The following is a 3,250-nucleotide window of genomic DNA, read 5'->3' on the forward strand; positions in this document are numbered from 1 at the left end:
CACTGATCTCCCACGGCTTCGGCCGGTGCATCCTCACTCCCGAGGAACGAGATCACTTGCCCTTCCACCGTGCCACACGAAGATCATTCTGCAAGGACTTTTTAGACCCATCCCCCGCACGTCACTGGTCTGAGTGAGGTCTATCGGGCTGGCGCTGGTCAGGTCAGGTTGATGCCCAGCAGGTTGAGGAGGCGCAGTTGCACGCCTCGGGTGATGTGGAGTATTTGGGGCGTGCAACTGCCGGGGGTGATGGCCAGGTTGAGTTCGCCGAGGTGGTAGAAGATCATGCGGGCGGTGGGGCGTTCGCGGCGGTTGTCCGGGTAGAGGCCAGTCATCCTGCCGTCCGGGCTGCCTTCGCGTCCCAGGGCCCGGCGTACCTGTCGTTCGATCAGGCTGTAGATGAGCGGAGCGAGCACGAGTACGTGCAGCAGTGCGGCGATGCGTTTGTTGCCGTGGAGGAAGACCGGTGTCACGGTCAGGGGACCCTTGAGCTCGCTGTAGCGGCGCTCGACCTGGGGCTGGCCCTTGTAGGCCCGGAACACCGCGGCGGCGTCGGCTTTCGCGGGATCCTGGTTGGTGATCAGGGCGTACCAGCCGTCGGCGTTGGCCTGTGTGTCGAGTACGTCCGGGGCGAAATTCCAGGTGAGGGCCGGTTTCCCGTCAGGGCCGTCGTTGATGTGAGTGCGCAGGCAGTCGGTGACGCGCCGCTTGGCGGTGATCACCCCGATCTTCGCGCAGACCTTGTCGCGGGTCGGGTAGTAGCGGCTGCCGGCCAGCCGTGCGAGCTTGTCCAGGTCGTCACGGGCCTTGGAAAGGCGTTTGTCGCGGGCCTTGGCCTGCGCGAGAGCGTTGCCGGCGCTGTAGACCAGGATGCGGCGCACCGTGATCGGCGGATCGCTTTTGCGCTTGCCGGTCAGGGTGTGGGTGTCCTCCAGGACTCGATAGTCGGGGCGGTCATGGTGGGGCGGTCGGCCACACGCAGCGGAATGTAATCGACTGGCCTGGCAGTGGCGGGGTCAAGGGCGGCGAACACCGCCGGGTCGGTGGCCGAGGCCGCGAGTGGCGCGATGAACTCGACCTGCGCGGCCGAGAGGGCGGTGAGGTTGTCGTAGGAGACCAGCTTGCTGTCGCCGATCATCAGGAAGCGATTGACGGCGGCGGTCTTCTGGAACCGCGCCATCGCCGAGACCACCTGGGTGTTCTCGCCGCTCTGTCCGGAGATCGCCGTGGCCAGCAGCGGGACCGCCCCGTCCGCGCTGCCCCCAGGCCGGCCTGGATCTGCTTGAGATCCACCCGCCGGTCCTTGGGGTGCCCGTAGGCGACCTCGGGATAGTCCGGGTCCTGGCCTTCGGCGTCGAAGGCCCCGGTCAGCGACATCGAGGTCGATCCCGAACTCGCAGATCCCCCAGGCGGTGATCGATCCGGTGATCTCGTCCAGGGGCGGGGCGATCGCGTCCAGGGCACGGCCGAGCCGGTCGTCGTTGAGCAGCCCGGGATCGAGCTCCATGACCTCCTTGACCGCCCAAGTCCGCGCCCAGTCCTCCACACGGACCAGGGGCCGGGGGCTGGTGAGCCGATTGGCGACCAGGGCCTCGATCACCTCACCGTGCGTGGCCAGCGCCGGATCACGCACCGAACACAGCCCATCGACGGTCTCCACCAGCCGCACCCGATGCAGGAACTCCGCGACCACGGGCAGAGCGCCCAGACGCTTGGTCACCACCTGGCTCACCACCGCGCGCATGCGCAGCGGGGCACGCTCACACCGGACAGCGACACGGCGGGCAGGAGGCGTGCTCGGCCGACGAAGTGATGTGGCACGCGCGAGACGGCCGGACCATGCCTACGTGTGGTCCCGCACGATGATCTTTCCGGTGTTCTTGCCGTGCAGCATGCCCAGGAATGCGTCCACGATGTTCTCGAATCCGTCCACCACCGTCTGGTCCAGCGCGAGCCGGCCGCTCTGCAGATGGGGGACCGCGAAGGCGTACAGCTCGTCCTGCAGGTCGCGATAGTTGCTGACCAGGAAGCCCTCCATGCGAAGGCTCTTCTCCACGATGTCCGAGTAGTTGAAGTGCGGCGGGGGCGCGTCCGGGTTGTTGTAGCGGCTGATGGTGCCGATCCGGACGATGCGCCCGAACTCACGCAGTGCGCCCACCGCGGCTGCCAGTTGCTCTCCGCCGACGTTGTCGACGAAGACGTCGATGCCGTCCGGTGCAGCCTTGGCGAGCAGTTCAACGGCAGGGCCGTCGTGATAGTCGAACGCCGCGTCGTAGCCCACCTCCCGGGTCAGGTGGTCGACCTTCGCCGCCGAGCCCGCGCTGCCCACGAGCCGGCCTGCGCCCAGCAGCCGGGCGAACCGGCCGGTGGCCGTGCCGACGCCGCCGCCCGCGGCGGAGACGAAGAGGTCATCGCCCTCGCGGAGCCGGGCGATGCGGGTGAGGCCCACGTAGGCGGTCAGTCCGGTACCGCCGAGGACGCCCAGGTAGGCCGTCAGCGGGACCCCGTCGAAGCGGGGAAACTTGCGGATCTCTTCGGGCCGGACTAGGGAGTGCGTGCGCCAGCCCTGCCGGTGGAACACGATCTCCCCTTCGGTCAGCTCCGGCGTCCGCGAGGCGACGACGCGCCCGAGAGTGCGGCCCTCGAGCGGTGTGTGTGCACGGGGTGCCTCCAACGCGTGCAGCGCGAGGGCGGTGCGAGTAGGGCCGCGTCAGGCGTAGGACGCCAGGAGGCTCTCCAGAACCTCCAGTTGACGTGTCGCCGTGGTGGCCTGCGGTGTCAGTACGGCATTGACCTGGAAACCGGATACGACGGCGAACAGCATTTCGACGATGTGCACGTCCGACGCTTCGGTGGTGACCTCGCCGAGTGTCCTCGCCTGGGCGAGGCAGTTGTGCATCAGTGTCCGCCACCGGTCCATGGTGGTTTCGTACGCTGCCGACATGCGCGGGTCGTAGACGGCGCGGTCGCAGAACGCGATGACCACCCTGGCTTCCAGCAGCCGGGTGTCATCCAGCGGCATCAGCTCATGGCAGAGACCGCGCAAGGCGGCGAGCCCGCGGGACTCGGCGATGGCCGGCTCCAAGCGGCATTCAGTGGCGTCGCACGCGTACTGGAACGCGGCCAGCAGTATCTCGTCCTTGTCACGGAATGAGGTTCCCCCGCTGTACGGGGGTGGCTGACTAGCTGGTCAGGGCGGGTTGACGTGGTTTCAGGTTCACTTGTTCGGCCGTTGCCTGGTTGGCGTAGT

4 protein-coding genes are annotated in these 3,250 nt (G+C 67.7%); all 4 read right to left on the minus strand.

The genetic code is table 11. The annotated features are described in order from the left end of the window. Nucleotides 1–158 precede the first annotated feature (158 nt). Entirely contained in the window at nt 159–935 is a 777-nt protein-coding gene (locus tag LCH29_RS43645) for an IS1634 family transposase (RefSeq protein ID WP_446467237.1), read from the minus strand. Then, a complete protein-coding gene (locus tag LCH29_RS43650; protein WP_446467234.1) occupies nt 914–1,720 on the minus strand; it encodes a DUF4277 domain-containing protein in 807 nt (268 codons plus the stop codon). Before LCH29_RS43650 ends, LCH29_RS43645 begins: the two co-directional genes overlap by 22 nt. A gap of 123 nt (nt 1,721–1,843) precedes the next feature. Continuing rightward, complete coding sequence (locus LCH29_RS43655; RefSeq protein ID WP_446467235.1) at nt 1,844–2,674, minus strand: zinc-binding dehydrogenase; 831 nt, start codon at nt 2,672–2,674, stop codon at nt 1,844–1,846. 36 nt (nt 2,675–2,710) lie between these two features. Beyond that, the gene (locus LCH29_RS43660; RefSeq protein WP_446467236.1) at nt 2,711–3,085 is read right to left on the minus strand and encodes a TetR family transcriptional regulator C-terminal domain-containing protein; all 375 of its coding nucleotides are present in this window, start codon (nt 3,083–3,085) and stop codon (nt 2,711–2,713) included. Nucleotides 3,086–3,250 lie beyond the last annotated feature (165 nt).

It is taken from the genome of Streptomyces sp. BRA346 (genome assembly GCF_052851135.1).